Annotated in this window: 15 protein-coding genes; 7 read left to right on the top strand and 8 right to left on the bottom strand. The window is 70.4% G+C overall.

Translation table 11 applies throughout. The features are described from left to right. Positions 1 to 42 precede the first annotated feature (42 nt). From MCHLDSM_RS11670 to MCHLDSM_RS11655, 4 genes are all read left to right on the top strand, one after another. Positions 43 to 1,647, top strand: a complete 1,605-nt coding sequence (locus MCHLDSM_RS11670) for an HD domain-containing phosphohydrolase (protein ID WP_048470176.1) — start codon at positions 43 to 45, stop codon at positions 1,645 to 1,647. A gap of 143 nt (positions 1,648 to 1,790) precedes the next feature. Beyond that, a complete protein-coding gene (locus tag MCHLDSM_RS11665; protein WP_082168843.1) occupies positions 1,791 to 3,566 on the top strand; it encodes an ABC transporter ATP-binding protein/permease in 1,776 nt (591 codons plus the stop codon). Positions 3,567 to 3,638: 72 nt separating this feature from the next. Further along, positions 3,639 to 4,601 carry a class 1b ribonucleoside-diphosphate reductase subunit beta gene (gene nrdF / locus MCHLDSM_RS11660; protein ID WP_043407313.1) on the top strand — a complete coding sequence of 321 codons (963 nt, stop codon included), beginning with the start codon at positions 3,639 to 3,641 and terminating at the stop codon, positions 4,599 to 4,601. Positions 4,602 to 4,603: 2 nt separating this feature from the next. Then, the gene (locus MCHLDSM_RS11655) at positions 4,604 to 4,936 is read left to right on the top strand and encodes a hypothetical protein (protein WP_048470175.1); all 333 of its coding nucleotides are present in this window, start codon (positions 4,604 to 4,606) and stop codon (positions 4,934 to 4,936) included. A 12-nt stretch (positions 4,937 to 4,948) separates the two neighbouring features. On the opposite strand, the gene MCHLDSM_RS11650 is transcribed toward MCHLDSM_RS11655, so the two are convergent. The 6 genes from MCHLDSM_RS11650 to MCHLDSM_RS11625 are packed head-to-tail and all read right to left on the bottom strand — an operon-like array spanning position 4,949 to position 8,911. Next, the gene (locus MCHLDSM_RS11650; protein WP_048470174.1) at positions 4,949 to 5,425 is read right to left on the bottom strand and encodes a DUF2231 domain-containing protein; all 477 of its coding nucleotides are present in this window, start codon (positions 5,423 to 5,425) and stop codon (positions 4,949 to 4,951) included. A gap of 46 nt (positions 5,426 to 5,471) precedes the next feature. Then, positions 5,472 to 5,702, bottom strand: coding sequence for a ferredoxin (locus tag MCHLDSM_RS11645; RefSeq protein WP_048470173.1), 231 nt, complete (start codon positions 5,700 to 5,702; stop codon positions 5,472 to 5,474). Next, positions 5,699 to 6,973 carry an NADH-ubiquinone oxidoreductase-F iron-sulfur binding region domain-containing protein gene (locus MCHLDSM_RS11640; RefSeq protein WP_048470172.1) on the bottom strand — a complete coding sequence of 425 codons (1,275 nt, stop codon included), beginning with the start codon at positions 6,971 to 6,973 and terminating at the stop codon, positions 5,699 to 5,701. The genes MCHLDSM_RS11645 and MCHLDSM_RS11640 overlap by 4 nt, the downstream gene beginning before the upstream one ends. Then, positions 6,970 to 7,530, bottom strand: coding sequence for a ferric reductase-like transmembrane domain-containing protein (locus tag MCHLDSM_RS11635; RefSeq protein WP_048470171.1), 561 nt, complete (start codon positions 7,528 to 7,530; stop codon positions 6,970 to 6,972). The genes MCHLDSM_RS11640 and MCHLDSM_RS11635 overlap by 4 nt, the downstream gene beginning before the upstream one ends. Continuing rightward, the gene (locus tag MCHLDSM_RS11630) at positions 7,527 to 8,429 is read right to left on the bottom strand and encodes an FAD:protein FMN transferase (RefSeq protein WP_048470170.1); all 903 of its coding nucleotides are present in this window, start codon (positions 8,427 to 8,429) and stop codon (positions 7,527 to 7,529) included. The genes MCHLDSM_RS11635 and MCHLDSM_RS11630 overlap by 4 nt, the downstream gene beginning before the upstream one ends. Beyond that, on the bottom strand, positions 8,426 to 8,911 hold the full coding sequence (locus MCHLDSM_RS11625) for a hypothetical protein (RefSeq protein ID WP_048470169.1): 486 nt from the start codon (positions 8,909 to 8,911) through the stop codon (positions 8,426 to 8,428). Before MCHLDSM_RS11625 ends, MCHLDSM_RS11630 begins: the two co-directional genes overlap by 4 nt. 62 nt (positions 8,912 to 8,973) lie before the next feature. Between MCHLDSM_RS11625 and MCHLDSM_RS11620 the strand changes: the two genes are divergently transcribed. Both MCHLDSM_RS11620 and MCHLDSM_RS11615 read left to right on the top strand, forming a co-directional pair. Continuing rightward, complete coding sequence (locus MCHLDSM_RS11620) at positions 8,974 to 9,651, top strand: response regulator transcription factor (RefSeq protein WP_048470168.1); 678 nt, start codon at positions 8,974 to 8,976, stop codon at positions 9,649 to 9,651. Further along, on the top strand, positions 9,648 to 10,859 hold the full coding sequence (locus tag MCHLDSM_RS11615; RefSeq protein ID WP_048470167.1) for a sensor histidine kinase: 1,212 nt from the start codon (positions 9,648 to 9,650) through the stop codon (positions 10,857 to 10,859). Before MCHLDSM_RS11620 ends, MCHLDSM_RS11615 begins: the two co-directional genes overlap by 4 nt. A gap of 15 nt (positions 10,860 to 10,874) precedes the next feature. Here the strand turns inward: MCHLDSM_RS11615 and MCHLDSM_RS11610 are convergent, their stop codons facing one another. Continuing rightward, positions 10,875 to 12,377 carry a GAF domain-containing sensor histidine kinase gene (locus tag MCHLDSM_RS11610; RefSeq protein WP_048470166.1) on the bottom strand — a complete coding sequence of 501 codons (1,503 nt, stop codon included), beginning with the start codon at positions 12,375 to 12,377 and terminating at the stop codon, positions 10,875 to 10,877. 72 nt (positions 12,378 to 12,449) lie between these two features. On the opposite strand from MCHLDSM_RS11610, the gene MCHLDSM_RS11605 reads away from it, so the two are divergent. Further along, positions 12,450 to 12,824, top strand: coding sequence for a response regulator (locus MCHLDSM_RS11605; RefSeq protein ID WP_048470165.1), 375 nt, complete (start codon positions 12,450 to 12,452; stop codon positions 12,822 to 12,824). Here the strand turns inward: MCHLDSM_RS11605 and MCHLDSM_RS11600 are convergent. Then, positions 12,802 to 13,455, bottom strand: a complete 654-nt coding sequence (locus tag MCHLDSM_RS11600; protein ID WP_048470164.1) for a response regulator transcription factor — start codon at positions 13,453 to 13,455, stop codon at positions 12,802 to 12,804. The two genes, MCHLDSM_RS11605 and MCHLDSM_RS11600, sit on opposite strands and share 23 nt — an antisense overlap. Positions 13,456 to 13,548: the final 93 nt, after the last annotated feature.

Raw genomic sequence — 13,548 nt, 5'->3', positions numbered from 1 at the left:
ATGCCGTCGTTCCGGTCCGCCCGCACGATCAGGGGCGTGCGAATGACGACCCGGGTGCACAATGAGCGCGTGCACCCGTCGGGGATCGGCTCGGACAGGGGACTGCGCAGGGCGGAACTGCTGGCCGCGATCTCCCTGGCGATCGATCTCGGCCTCGGCCAACCCATGGAACACATGCTGCGGTCCTCGCTGATCGCGACCCGGATCGCCGAGCGCATGGGGCTCGACGCGCAGCGCCGCGCCACCGTCTACTACGCCAACCTGGTCGGGTGGATCGGGTGTCACGCCGACTCTCACGAGCTGGCTGCTCTCTTCGGTGACGACATCGCCTTCCGGGCGGACACCTACGGCGTGGACATGGCCGGGTTGCCGTTCCTGCGCCTGATGGCGAGCCACGTCGGGCGGGACTCGCCGGGATGGGAGCGCGGGGTGCGCACCGCCGCATTCCTCATGACGGCCCGCCACCAGGTCGGCGAGCTGATTAACTCGCACTGCAGTTCCGCAGGAGTGCTGTCCGATCGGATGGGTCTGGATCCCCAGGTCGGACGGGCCCTGGCGCACATCTTCGAGCGGTGGGACGGCCGCGGGATGCCCAATGGTGTTCGTGGACAGGAAATTCCGGACGAAGTCCATATCGTGCGGCTGGCCGACGTGGCCGAAGTGCATCTGCGGGCCGGTGGCGTGTCACACGCCGTCGAGGTCGCACGGGCCCGGCGCGCAACGCAATTCAGCCCGGAGGTGGCCGACGTGTTCGTCCGCGATGCCGCAGCGATCGTCGACGGGCTTCTCGACATCGACGTCTGGACCGCCGCGCTGGCGCAGGCACCCGATCGTCATCGCACCCTGGATGCCGACGAAACCGATGACATGCTCCGCGCTGTCGCCGACTTCGTCGACCTCAAATGCCCGTGCTCGCCCGGGTATTCGCGTGGGATCGCCGACGTGGCCGCCGAGGCCGCCCGGCGACTGCGCATGCCGACGGTCGACGTGTCACGCCTGTACCGGGCCGGCCTGGTGCACGGGCTCGGCCGGTTGGGCGTGTCGAACCAGATCTGGAACAAGAAGGGGCCGCTCACCACGGCCGAGTCGGAGCGGCTCGAGTTGTACCCGTATCTGACCGGGCGGATCCTCAGCCGGGTCGGTGGTCTGGAGTCGGTGGTGTCCATCGCCACCAAGGGCGAGGAGCGCATCGACGGATCCGGTTTTCCCCGCGGGCTCGTCGGGGCCGAGCTGTCGGCCGCCGACCGCCTGCTCGCGGCGTCGGTCGCCTACCACCAGCTGCTCGAGCCGCACCGCGACCGACCTTCCCTCGACGGCCCCGGCGCCGCGCGGACGATGCGGGAACACGCCCGCGCCGGGCGCCTCGACAACGACTCCGTCGAGGCCGTCCTGGCGGCGGCCGGACACCAGGCTCCGCGGCGTACATCGCGCGACGGGAGCCTCACCCCGCGGGAGGTCGATGTGCTGCGGCTCGTGGCGCAGGGCCGGTCGAACCGCGAGATCGCGGCCGCGCTGCACATCGCGGAGAAGACGGCGCGCAACCACGTCGAGCGGGTCTACGCGAAACTCAACGTGAACAACCGAACGCAGGCCAGTCTCGCGGCGATCGACCGCGGTCTTGCCCCGTTCGTCGCCGACGCGCGGTAACGATCCTCGTACTTTTCTGCGGGAGAACGATTTTCGGAATTCCCCTGCGTGGTCGCGCAGATTGGGGCAAACGCCCCATGCGGATCTTCGCGCTGCAGCCGACGATCAAGGCGACCGGGCTCACTCACGAAGGGGTTTTCCTCATGACCGACAGCACATTTCACCTCCAGACGCGACGCGGCGGCCGGGTCGACGCCGTCGACGTCACCTACCGGTCCGGCGGGCGGCAGATCCTCGCCGAGCTGTCCCTGACCGTGGAGCCGGGCGAGTTGCTCGCCATCGCGGGCGGCAGTGGGGCCGGCAAGACCACGCTGCTGGACGTTCTGGCCGGACAACGGCGACCATCGGGCGGGCAGATCCGCTTCGACGGCCTGCCGCCCGGGGCGTGCGGGGCCGATGGCGTCGGATATGTCCCTCAGGACGACATCATTCATCTCGAGATGCCGTTGCGGCGCACGCTGCGCTACGCGGCGAAGCTGCGGCTGCCGGCCGGTACTTCTGCCGAGGAGGCCGACCGCGTGGTGGAACAGACGATGTCCGACCTCAATCTGGCTGACAGGGCCGACGTTCCGATTCGCCTGTTGTCCGGCGGTCAGCGCAAGCGAGCCAGCATCGCCGTCGAGTTGCTGACCCGGCCGCGCCTGTTCTTCCTCGACGAGCCGACGTCGGGACTCGATCCCGCGACATCGGTAGAGGTGATGCGCCTACTGCGCCGACTGACTGATCGCGGTGTCACCACAGTCGTGACGACGCACGAACCGGCCAGCATCGACATGTGCGACCGTGTCGTCTTTCTCGCTCCGAACGGCCACCTCGCCTTCATCGGTACCCCCGCAGAGGCGCGGCGTCACTTCGGCGTGACGGACCTCGCCCAGGTCTATGAGCGGCTCGCAGCGGAGGACACCCCCGCCGTCTGGGCCCGGCGATTCGCGCAGCGACTGGCCACTGCCGTCAGGAGCGAGCCTGCGTCGGCACCGGTGGCATTGCCGGACCGTCGGCGTACCGGTGCGGTCCGGCAGTGGTGGCTGTTGACGCGGCGCAACGTCGACGTCCTGCTGCGCAACCGTCTCACCTTGGCGATCCTGCTCGGCTCCCCGGTTCTGGTCACCGCGATGATGGCGACACTGTTCACCCGCGACGCCTTCGACGTCCGCGCCGCAGGCGTGGCCCCGGCGCAGATCGTGTTCTGGATCGCCTTCGACGGCTTCTTCTTCGGCCTGACCTACGGTCTGCTGCAGATCGTCGGCGAGATGGCTGTCTTCCGGCGGGAGCGCGTGTCCGGTCTCCGGGTCGGCGCCTACGTGTTGTCGAAAGTGGCGACGCTGCTCCCCGTGTTGGCCGCGGTGTGCGTGGTGCTGCTCGGAGTGCTGCGCCTGCTGGGCAGGCTGCCCGCTGCCGGCTGGCACGTCTACGCCCTGCTGTTCCTCACGATGGTGCTCGAGGCGACGTCAGCGCTTGCGCTGGGGTTGTTGGCGTCGGCCGCCGTCTCCAACGCCGCCCAGGCCGCCCTGGCCCTGCCGATGCTGTGCTTCCCGCAGGTGCTCTTCGGCGGGGCGATCGTTCCCGTCGACGCCATGGCGGGCCCCGGCCGGTTGATCAGCATCGTGCTGTCCAACCGCCATGCCTTCGAAGCCCTGGGCCGACACCTCGGGCTCGACAGGTACACCGCGTCCGTGCCGGCCATGGCCGCCTACCGTGACACCTTCACCGGTGGCGCCGGTCACAGCATCGGCGCGCTGGCCGTGCTCACGGTCGGGCTCACCGCGGCCACCGTGTGGGTGCTGGCCCGACGATCCGCACCCGCCACGGGGAGGTCCGGCGGCGTCGGGATGCCCGCGGAGACGGCCGGCCGCGTACGAGGCGACACGCCAACACAAGATGTGGCATCGTCACCCGTTTTCGCACCCAACAAGTTGTAGTGTCGGTGGTGGCCTGTAGAACAGCTCACACAGGTGAAAATCCGGCGAAATGGGGTCCTGGTGTCCGAGGGAATGAAGCTGATCGACCGCGTCTCCGCGATCAACTGGAACCGCCTGCAGGACGAGAAGGACGCCGAGGTGTGGGAACGCCTCACCGGTAATTTCTGGCTGCCCGAGAAGGTGCCGGTCTCCAACGACATCCCGTCGTGGAACACGCTGACCGCCCACGAGAAGCAGCTCACGATGCGGGTCTTCACCGGCCTGACGCTGCTCGACACCATCCAGGGCACCGTCGGCGCCGTCAGCCTGATCCCCGACGCGCTGACCCCGCACGAGGAGGCGGTGTACACCAACATCGCGTTCATGGAGTCGGTGCACGCGCGCAGCTACAGCAACATCTTCTCCACGCTGTGCTCGACCGCCGACATCGACGACGCGTTCCGCTGGTCGGAGGAGAACCCGAACCTGCAGCGCAAGGCCGAGATCGTCATGCAGTACTACAAGGGTGACGAGCCGCTCAAGCGCAAGGTGGCCTCCACGCTGCTGGAGAGCTTCCTGTTCTACTCCGGTTTCTACCTGCCGATGTACTGGAGCAGCCGGGCCAAGCTGACCAACACCGCGGACATGATCCGGCTGATCATCCGTGACGAGGCCGTGCACGGCTACTACATCGGCTACAAGTTCCAGCGCGGGCTGGCGCTGACCGACGACGCCACCCGCCAGGAGCTCAAGGACTACACCTACGAGCTGCTGTTCGAGCTCTACGACAACGAGGTCGAGTACACCCAGGACCTCTACGACGAGGTCGGGCTGACCGAGGACGTCAAGAAGTTCCTGCGCTACAACGCCAACAAGGCGCTGATGAACCTCGGTTACGAGGCGCTGTTCCCGCGCGACGAGACCGACGTCAACCCGGCGATCCTGTCGGCGCTGAGCCCGAACGCCGACGAGAACCACGACTTCTTCTCCGGCTCGGGTTCCAGCTACGTGATCGGCAAGGCGGTCAACACCGAAGACGAGGACTGGGACTTCTAGCCATGACCGAGCCCGCGAGCGGTGCCGAAGCCGAGGACGGCGAACCACTCGCGGCGCCCAAGCCGTCGACGTGGCGGACACTCGTCAACGCCCTGAGCCCGAAGACGGTGTGGGCGATGGCCGACGGGTACCCGGTCGTGCTGAAGCAGTTCATCCAGTTCTGCCTGATCATCATCTACCCCGGCTGGGTGCTCGGGATACTGGGGTGTCTGGCCGTGTACGGGCTGTTCTACGTCACCGTGTATCCGGTTCTCTGGGTGCTGTTCTGGCCGATGAGGGCGTGGATGAAGAAGAATCGGCCCGAGGAGTACGCGCAGAGCCAGCGCAAGAAGTAGGCCCGCTACCCCTCAGGGAGACTGCGTCGCAGCGACCTTGTCGGCCCAGGCCGAGCGCGCCCCGGAGTCGCCGATCCGATACACCTGGGCCGAGGTGGCGACGGCTGCGACGACGACGATGCCGACAACGGCCCATCGGAGCGCCGGCTTGAGCGGTTGGTTGCGGTTCTCGCGAAGATGCATGAACGCCAGCAGCGCCGCGGCGACGAGCAGGCCCACTGAGAAGTAGAGCATGGTGTCACCGAGTTCGGTGTGCGCCTGCAGCACTGCGGTGGGTTCGGTGCGCTGCTCCAGCCACTCGCCGGCATCGGTCGTCAGCGGGGTCAGGAGCGTGGTCGCGGCGGCAAGGAGCACGACCAGCCATGTGAAGTGGCGCCGCGCGGCCGGCCACAGCGCGCACACGATCGCGAGCACGGCGGTCGCCGGCGCGAGCACCACGATGAAGTGCACGAGCAGGATATGAGCGGGAAGTCCCTGGAACGTGGACAAGGCGAGCCCTTTCTGGTGAAAGTGGTTGTTGGGAAGGGATGTCGAGCTAGGAGCGCGTGGTCAGGGACAGCGCGAGGCGTGGGCAGCGGTTCACGGCCATCCGTGCCTCGGCCAGGTCGCCGCGCGGTATCACCGGCTCGCGGGACCCGTCACGCGCCAGGGGGTAGCCCCAGTCGTCGCGGTCGAACACCCCGGGCAGCAGCTCGGTGCACAGGCCCCGGCCATCGCATCGGGTCCAGTCGATGTGCAACCTGCGCGGTGCCGCCGGGCGTTTCACGCGATCCCCACAGCGCGTCGGGCACCGCGACGGTCGGCGCTGCGGGCGGTGACCAGTGCGGCGCTGCAGCGGCCGGCGCGATGGTGGGCGATGTCGTCGGCGAAGGCGTTCAGCGCGCTGCGCACCATGCGGACAGTGCCGTCCGGGTGGCGGCACGCGCCGCGGCCATCGACGAGGCCGAGCATCCGGTGCAGCTCACGGATCTGTCCGTCGTCGACCCGGCCGTAGGCGAGCTCGTCGCACAGCTCGGCCAGCCGGGGAAGGCCGTTGCGGCACGGACCGCACTGTCGGGCACCGTGATCGGCGAGGTAGGCGACGATGCCCGCGGTGTGGGCGAGGCCGCACTGGTCGGCGGCGAGCACATGGACGATGCCCGCGCCGGGGGTGGCCCCGCACGCTCGCAGGCCCGCACGGGACAGGCGGGCATCGGTGAGGTTCGCCGCCGGGATCCAGCTGCCGTGGTAGCCGCCGGTCAGCACCGCTCGGGCGGTCCGCAGGTCGGTGAGGCCGCCTGCGGCGAGGACGTCCGCCAGCGGGGTTCCGGTGGGCAGTTCGAGGACACCGCGTCGGGGTAGCGCTCCCGACAGTGTGATCAGCATGGTGCCGGGATCTTCCGGGTCGCCGACCGATCGGAACCACTGCGGACCGTAGCGGGCGATCAACGCGACATGGGCCAGTGTTTCGACATTGTTGACCAGCGTGGGGCGTCCCCGCACCCCGGAGATCGACGTCGGGACCGTGCGGTCGCGGGGCAGCGCCGGACCGCCTTCGATGCGCCGGACCACCGCGGACTCCTCGCCGGCGACGAACGTGTCGGAGGCCTCGACGAGGGTCACCCGGCGCGGGTCCACTCCGGCGGCGACCCGTTCGTCGAGGGTCTTCCGTACGGCCGGCGAAATGCGTTCCGGCACATAGAGGTAGACCCTGTCCGCGCCGACCGTCGATGCGCACACCTGCAGACCGTCCAGCACCAGATGGGGTGCCCGGGTCAGGAGCATGGCGTCCTTCTGGCTGAGTGGCTCGCCCTCGGCGCCGTTACCGATCACCACGGCGCCGCGTCCAGTGACCGAGGCGATCTTGCGGCCGGTGGGAAACCCTGCTCCGCCCCGCCCCGTCAGACCCGCTGCGTGCAGTGACGCGACCACCTGCTCCGCCGAGTGGGTGGGGAGGGCGCCGAATCGCGTGTGATGCTCGGTCAGGCCGCTCCCGCCGGCAGCGAAGAGGCGTTGTGCACCAGGAGGATTCGTGCGCGACGGTGAGAGGGCGGTCATCGGCGGGCCTCTGTTCGGGTATCGGCGTATTCGACGTAGTCGGCCCGCAGTCGCCACATCAGCGCGCCCGCGACGACGACCGCGCAACCGCCTGCCAGAGCCAGGAACCAGGCGCGTTGGGCGTCGGTGCCCGAGCCGAGCGCGTGCACCAGCGCGACCGGCCACAGCGCGTAGGCGAGCCAGTGGATGGCGCGGAACGCGCGCAGACCGAGGCGGTGACGCAACAGGCTGCTGACCGTCACCACGACGAGGACGTCACAGGCGAGGGTGCCCAGGCCGAGCCAGACGGGCCGGTACGCGGCGAGGAACGGAACGACGAAGTCGACCAGGCGCAGTTGGGCGTACGGGTCGAAGAACAGCAGGGTCAGATGCAGAGCGACCAGCCCGGTCCCGGCCAGCGCGGCGAACCGGTGAACGTCGGCGACGGCGAAGCGGGGGAGCGCGACGACGCGGCGCCCGGAACGGGTGGCGATGCCCAGCGCCTGCGAGATCGTCAGGAACACCAGGGCGGTGATCCCGGTACCGCGCCCCAGCGCCCACAGTGCCTCACTGGTCATCGCCGAGCCTCCGCAGCAGTGCGCGGCCACGTACCGATGGTGTGCTCGACGCACTCGCTGTCCACCAGTCGCGCCGACATTCCCAGCGCCGCAATCCATGTCAGCGCCGCCCACCCGCGCACGATCGCCGCTGTCGAAACGGTGTTCGCGGCCCAACAGGTCTGCGCCGCGACGGACACCGTGCGCCACAACGGATCCGCGGACCGGCCCGTGCGCGGATCCAGGATGTGATGCAGCACTGCGCCATTGCACCGCCAGGTGCGCCGAAGGGTGCTGGAGGTGGCCAGTGCGGTGCCGGACGGCAACGCGACCGCACTGTCCGGATCCCCGTCGACGTCGTGCACCAGGACCTGCCAGCCGCCGTCGGGCGCCGGCCCCGCGGTGGCGATGTCACCGCCGAGGTTGATCAGCACCCCGCTGCCCGTGACCTGGTGGACCCGGTCCGCGCACCGATCGGCCGCGACGGCCTTCGCGGTGGCGCCCAGGTCGAGCAGCACCCCGGGCGGAACGGTGACGACCCGACCGTCGAGGGCGACCATCGACCAGCACGCCGGGGTGATGGTCGACAGCGCGGCACGGCCGTCGCCCTCGAGTGCGACCACCGCGGCGCCCACGGTGGGATCGACGTCGCCGTCGGTCTCCCGTGCCGCGGTCAAGGCGGCCTCCAGCAGGACGGCCAGCGTCTCGCTGATCCTGGTCGGCCGGCCATCAGAGGTGGCGAGCGCCATGACCTCGGAATCCGGCCGGAACCGGGACGCCGCACGTTCGACGGCGTCGAGTTCGGCGTCGACCTCGAACCGGGCGCGGCGCAGCGACGGCGGTTCGGTCACGACGATGTGCATGTCGGTGCTCCAGCGCTGCCATCGGCTGTGCGCGAGGTCCGGGGCGTCGAGGGTCATGAGCCGCGTGACACCGTCACATGCGGTGAGAAGCTCGGCGACAGCTTGGGTGCCGGAGTGAGGGTGCGCCGCCGGGTCGTCGGGGGCGTCGACGTTTCGCGGGTCTGCGTGGTCTGCTCGGGGGCCGGCGCCGAATCGGACGTCTGCACCGGGGTGGGCTGGTAGGTCTCGCGCGGGGTGTACACGGGTGCCGGTGTCCACCGGGTGGTGGCCGGCGCCCGCTCGACCGTGGGATCGGGAGGCGGGACGGGGACCACCGGTGTGTCGGCGGTCGTGGTCGCCGGCACCGGCAGGTCGAGTGGGGGCGGGGGACCGCTGTCCGCGGGCACGGGGTCGACGACGACCTGGGCGGCGGGGGCCGCCGGTGCGGTGGTGTCGGCATAGGCCAGCGTGGAGGTGCCCGCGACGGCGGCGACGCCGAGGCCGGCCAGCGCCCACGAGGCGGCTCTGGCGCGGCGCACTCCGGAACGGGGTGATTCCATGACGCCGATGCTGGCAGTCGATTCTTCGAGCCTTCGAAGAACTGCCGTGGGACGCTCGTCGAGTGCCCGACCGCACTGCGAAGCCGAGGCTGCTGATCGTCGAGGACGACCGCGCCTTGAGTTCGATGCTGGACGGGCTGTTCACCGACGAGGGGTACGAGGTCGAGGTCGCACACGACGCTCAACGGGGCCTGCACGCCGCACTCACGCGGCGGCACGACGCGATCATCGTCGATCGCGGGCTCCCGGTCATGGACGGCCTCGACCTCGTCGTCGCGCTTCGATCGCGGGGAACGGCCACCCCGATCCTGATGCTGACTGCGCGCGGTGCGCTGTCCGACCGGGTCGATGGTCTCGACGCGGGCGCGCAGGACTACCTCATCAAACCCTTCGAGGTCCCGGAGCTGCTGGCCCGCATCCGCGCTCTGGTGCGACGGCCGAACGGCGACTCGACCCTGCGGGCCGCCGGTCTGTCGCTGGACCGGGTGACCCGGACCGTGAGCGGGCCCGCGGTGGCAGGGGAGGTCGAACTCTCCGAGCGGGAGGCGGCGCTGCTCAGTGTCCTGATGACCGCCCCCGGGCGTACCTACACCCGCGGCCAGCTGCTCAGCTCCGCCTTCGACGGGGTCGACAATCCCGGCGTGGTCGACACCTACGTGCACTACCTCCGTCGCAAGCTGGGGCGCGGCATCGTGCGCACCGTGCACGGCACGGGATACCGCCTGGGGGCCGCCGGATGACGTCGAGCAGCGATCTGGCCGTCGTTCGGCGCGCGGGTCGGATCGCCGCCCTGCAGGCGTCCCTGGCCCTGACCGCGGTGCTGCTGCTCGTCGGGGCGGTCATCTTCCTCGTCGACGGGCAGGTGCAGAAGCAACAGATCGCCGACCAGTTGACCTCGGTCGTCGGGACGGCCGACGACGTGACCGATCCGCCGCCGGGCATGCAACTCGTGCTCCGGGATCTGGCCGGCGAGACGTCCGCCAGCGCCGACGGGCTGCCGACCGCGGAGCTGCTCGGGCGGGAACCCGGCTTCTCTGACATCCGCATCGGTGACGAGTCGTACCGGGTGCTGGTCGCCGACCGGCCCGAGGGCAGGGTGGTGGCGCTGCTGGCGCTGAAATCCTATGAGGCGAGCCGCAACCGGCTGCTGCTGGCGTTGGGCGCAGCCGAACTGGCCGGCATCCTGGCCTCGGTCGGTGTGGTCGTCCTGCTCACGCGGCGCTCGCTCCGTCCCCTCACCGAAGCCCTGGCCCTCCAGCGACGGTTCGTCGCCGACGCCTCCCACGAATTGCGCGCCCCACTCACCGTGCTGCACACCAGGATTCAACTGTTGGCCCGGCGCTTCGACGACGGCGACGCCCACCGCGCCAAGGAACAGATCGAGGCGCTGGCCGCCGACACCCGGGTGCTCGGTGAGGTGATCGAGGATCTGCTGGCGTCGGCTTCGATGGCCAGCAAGGGTGTGCCGCGTGACCGCGTCGACGTCGCCGACCTCGCCGAGGACGTCCGCGCCAGCATGTCCGAGCACGCCGCGTCCGCCGGTGTGACCTTGGCGGTGAACCGCGACGCCGACGCGGCAACGGCGTTCGTCGTTCTCGGGTCGGCTGCCGCGCTGCGTCGCGCGCTCACGTCGCTGGTCGACAACGCTCTCGCCCACGAACACGCGGGCGGCTCCATCGAGATCTGTCTGCGCCGGCGCGGACCGAACGTCGTCATCGACGTGCGCGACGACGGCGTGGGCGTCGACCCCGACGCGATGGAGGGCCTGTTCGCCCGGTTCTCCCACGGGCACGCCCACACGGCGGCCGGCGGCCGCGAACGCTACGGCATCGGACTGGCGCTGGTCCGCGAGATCGCCGTCGCCCACCACGGCGACATCTCCGTCGCGCAGACCCCGGGCGGCGGAGCGACGTTCACGCTGACGCTCGCGGCGGCACCGCCGGGCTGAGGAGGTGGCTCGTGGTCAGGGCTCGCCGACCGGGATGGCGGCGTCGATCCTGGTCCCCGCCCCCGGCTCGCTCGTCACCGTGAGCGCCCCCGAGAGCGCCTCCACGCGGTCGCGCAGGCCGACCAGACCCGAACCGGCGCCCGCGGTGGCACCACCGACTCCGTCGTCGGTGACCGACAGGTGCAGGGTGTCTTTGTCCAGGCCGACCTCGACGGTCACCACGTCCGCCTCGGCGTACTTGGCGGCATTCGTCAACGCTTCTGCCACAACGTAATACGCGGCTACCTCGACCGACTCCGGCAGCCGGCGGTCCACCCCGACCGTCAACTCGACCGGCACCGAGGAACGTCGCGCCAGCGCCTTCAGCGCCGACGGCAGGCCGCCCTTGGACAGCACCGCCGGGTGCATCCCGCGGGAGAGCTCCTGCAGATCCGAGTAGAGACCGGCCAGACCGGCCACCGCGTTCGACAGTTGGGCCCGCAGCGGCTCGTCGGCGGCCGCCTCGATCTGGCGCAACTCGAGGCTGAGCGAGACGATGCGCTGTTGCGCGCCGTCGTGCAGGTCTCTCTCGAAGCCGCGGCGCGCCTCGTCCGCGGCGGCGACCAGGCGGGCCCGCGACGCCGTCAGTGCGGCCCGCGTCTGCGCGTTGGCGATCGCCGTGGAGATCAGATCCGCGAAGTCGCCGATGTGGGCGTCGAGATCCTCGGAGATCGCCTCGGAGTCAAGGCAACCCACCAGCAGGGCGCCCAGCACCGCGCCGTCGACGATCAGCGGCACGCCCGTCGCCGAGCGCACCCCCAGGCCGCGCAGCCTCGTCGCGATCGGGCCGGTCGCCACCGCGTAGTCCTCGATCCGGGCGGGCGCGCCACGCTGCCGGATCCTGGTGCTCACGCTGTCGCCGGCCAGTGACAGCCGCTCGCCGGGCGTCAGGCTGGGCTTGCCGGGCCGATCGCGTGCCGCCAGCACCTCCGCGGTGCCGTCGCCGTCGAAACGCAGCAGCGTCACCTGGTCGACCTCGAGGCTGTGCGCGAGCTCCTCGACAGCGGCGGAGAACACCTCCGAGAGCTCGGCGCCGCCGGCGACCAGCGTGGCCACCCGACGCAGAGCCGCCTGCTGGGCGGCCAGCGCGTCGGCCTGCCGCCTGCGCTGCTCGGCCTCGGCGGCGCGCAGCCGCGCCTGCCCCACCAGGGCGTTGGTCAGCAGCGCCAGCGTCAGGAAGATCGCGAGCGCCGGGGCCAGACTGTCGCGGCCCTCCAGATGCAGATAGGCGTACACCGCGGCACTGGCCAGCGACGTGGCGATCGCCAGCCCGAAGCCCCATCCCGCCGACACGACGAGCACGCCCAGCAGCAGCAGCGCACCGAACGCGTTCTCGGGTGCGATCCGCTTGAGTGCGAACACGGCGAGCACCTCGGCGACGAGGAAGGCGCCGGCCACGGCGATCCCGACACCAAGCGGCCGGGCGGTGGGCCGCACGACCAGGGCCAGGAGCCGGGTCGGAAGCGAACGCCAGGTCACCGGGTGATGGTAATCGCAAGGTTTCCCGTTAACAGGAATGCCATCGGGCGGTCGGCCGGGCATGCTCGAAGCATGACTGGAGTGCGCTGCCTGATCGTCGACGACAGCCCCGGCTTCCGCGACGCCGCGCGCGACATGCTGGAGCGCGCGGACTTCGTCGTGGTCGGCACCGCAGCCGATGCGGAGGAAGCAGAGCAGCAGGCCCGCGCCCTGCGGCCGGATCTGGCGCTGGTGGACGTCGATCTGGGCGCCGACAGCGGTTTCGACGTCGCCGAGCGGTTGGCCGAGGTGCCGGTGATCCTGACGTCCACCCACGACGAGCAGGATTTCGCCGACCTGATCGCGGCCAGCCCCGCCCTGGGATTCCTGCCGAAGTTCGCGCTGTCGCCGGTGGCGATCAACCGGTTGCTGGCCGACCGAGACGTCAGCGGCCCTCGAGGAACATGATCACCGCGCGCACCCGACGGTGATCGTCGCCCGTCTCGGGCAGGTTCAGCTTCGTCAGGATGCTGCGCACGTGCTTTTCCACCGTGCCCTCGGTGACCCACAGCCGCCGTCCGATGCCGCCGTTGGACAGGCCCTCGGCCATCAACGTGAGCACCTCCCGCTCCCGGGCGCTCAGCGCGGCCAGCGGATCGTCACGTTTGCGCGCCCCGACCAGTTCGGCCACCAGCGCCGGGTCGACGACCGAGGCGCCGTTGGCCACCCGCTGCAGCGTGTCGACGAAGTCGTCGACGTCGGTGACGCGCGTCTTGAGCAGATAGCCGATGGCGTGGCCGCCGGCGAGCAACTCCATCGCGTGGTCCACGTCGACGTGCGCGGAGAGCACGACGATCGCGATCTGCGGGGACTCGCGGCGGATCACCTGGGCGGCGTCGAGCCCCTCGGTGCTGTGGGTAGGCGGCATGCGGATGTCGGTGAGAACGAGGTCCGGCTGGTCGGTGCGCACCAGGTCCAGCAGCGCCGACGCATCGCCGGCCTGACCGGCGACCTCCCACCCCGCGCGCTGCAGCAGACTGGCCAGCCCTTCCCGCAGCAGCACATCGTCGTCGGCCACCACCACCCGAAGAGCGCCCATGGTCTGACATTGTGACATCGCAGGGGCCGGGCGCGACTCGTCGAGCGGGGATGGGGGCTAGCGGTAAGAGAGGACTCCGGTCAGCAGAGAAGC

This window comes from Mycolicibacterium chlorophenolicum (genome assembly GCF_001044235.1).
Classification (GTDB): domain Bacteria; phylum Actinomycetota; class Actinomycetes; order Mycobacteriales; family Mycobacteriaceae; genus Mycobacterium; species Mycobacterium chlorophenolicum.
This window is presented reverse-complemented; position numbering and strand designations above follow the sequence as displayed.

Coding starts and splice junctions, on each gene's coding strand:
- MCHLDSM_RS11670 (WP_048470176.1), top strand. CDS start 43: ATGACGACCCGGGTGCACAATGAGCGCGTGCACCCGTCGGGGATCGGC.
- MCHLDSM_RS11665 (WP_082168843.1), top strand. CDS start 1,791: ATGACCGACAGCACATTTCACCTCCAGACGCGACGCGGCGGCCGGGTC.
- nrdF (WP_043407313.1), top strand. CDS start 3,639: ATGAAGCTGATCGACCGCGTCTCCGCGATCAACTGGAACCGCCTGCAG.
- MCHLDSM_RS11655 (WP_048470175.1), top strand. CDS start 4,604: ATGACCGAGCCCGCGAGCGGTGCCGAAGCCGAGGACGGCGAACCACTC.
- MCHLDSM_RS11640 (WP_048470172.1), bottom strand. CDS start 6,973: ATGACCGCCCTCTCACCGTCGCGCACGAATCCTCCTGGTGCACAACGC.
- MCHLDSM_RS11635 (WP_048470171.1), bottom strand. CDS start 7,530: ATGACCAGTGAGGCACTGTGGGCGCTGGGGCGCGGTACCGGGATCACC.
- MCHLDSM_RS11630 (WP_048470170.1), bottom strand. CDS start 8,429: ATGACCCTCGACGCCCCGGACCTCGCGCACAGCCGATGGCAGCGCTGG.
- MCHLDSM_RS11625 (WP_048470169.1), bottom strand. CDS start 8,911: ATGGAATCACCCCGTTCCGGAGTGCGCCGCGCCAGAGCCGCCTCGTGG.
- MCHLDSM_RS11615 (WP_048470167.1), top strand. CDS start 9,648: ATGACGTCGAGCAGCGATCTGGCCGTCGTTCGGCGCGCGGGTCGGATC.
- MCHLDSM_RS11605 (WP_048470165.1), top strand. CDS start 12,450: ATGACTGGAGTGCGCTGCCTGATCGTCGACGACAGCCCCGGCTTCCGC.
- MCHLDSM_RS11600 (WP_048470164.1), bottom strand. CDS start 13,455: ATGGGCGCTCTTCGGGTGGTGGTGGCCGACGACGATGTGCTGCTGCGG.